Origin of the sequence: Thermoplasma sp. (assembly GCF_008709555.1) — an archaeon.
Taxonomy (GTDB): domain Archaea; phylum Thermoplasmatota; class Thermoplasmata; order Thermoplasmatales; family Thermoplasmataceae; genus Thermoplasma.
On record NZ_VYIJ01000042.1, the window covers coordinates 1 to 718 of the forward strand.

A 718-nucleotide genomic window follows, 5' to 3' on the forward strand; every position below is an offset into this window, starting at 1 on the left:
CGACATAGACAACAAGAACAGCTACGCCTACATAGCATTCGGTATCGATCAGAAGTTCTGGGGCCGAGGCATAACAACTAAAGCCGTATCGCTGATGATGAAGTACGCCTTCGACACAATGCACCTGCGCAAGCTGATAAGCAGTGTCTTTGAACCAAACATTGCATCCAGAAAGGTCCTAGAGAAGAATGGGTTCGAAGAGGTCGGTAGGTACCGCAGGCACGGATACGTACCTGGATATGGCTTTGCCGATGAAGTGCTCTTCGAGAGGTTCAACGAGAAGATAATATACATATAATCAGAATAGCGTCCTGTTGATCCTTGAATTCTCCTTCAGATAATCCTCATCCTCGCTGTGGCATTCCACTCCAAAATCCCCGCATATTCTTCTTATCCTGGGCTCAAGCTTCTTCATATCTGGAGCTGCCGGCCTTATACCGGCCCCGATCATCATCTCAGCCGATCTGGGGTAGAACGAATAGGCGTCAAATATTATTCTCGATCCTGTATCGGATGCGATCCTTGCTATTCCCTCTATCTCCCTATTGGAATCATTGAAGCCTCTTATTATGGGGCCGTAGAAGATCCATGTGCGTATGCCGGCCGCAGAAAGCGAAGCAAGAGCCCTGTGCCTCGCCTCCGGCGTCGGGCTCTGCGTTTCTATAATTCTCGCCTTATCCGGCGACGCTGTCGTCATCGTGATGCCCACATCGACCAT

General features: G+C 49.7%; 1 protein-coding gene and 1 pseudogene. One reads left to right on the forward strand and one right to left on the reverse strand.

The features are described 5' to 3' along the window. Window positions 1-298: GNAT family N-acetyltransferase (locus F6Q11_RS07550; RefSeq protein WP_297028001.1), on the forward strand; the 298-nt coding region annotated here is incomplete at its 5' end. Here the strand turns inward: F6Q11_RS07550 and F6Q11_RS07555 are convergent. Further along, window positions 299-718, reverse strand: a pseudogene (locus F6Q11_RS07555) (hypothetical protein); the annotation flags it as partial.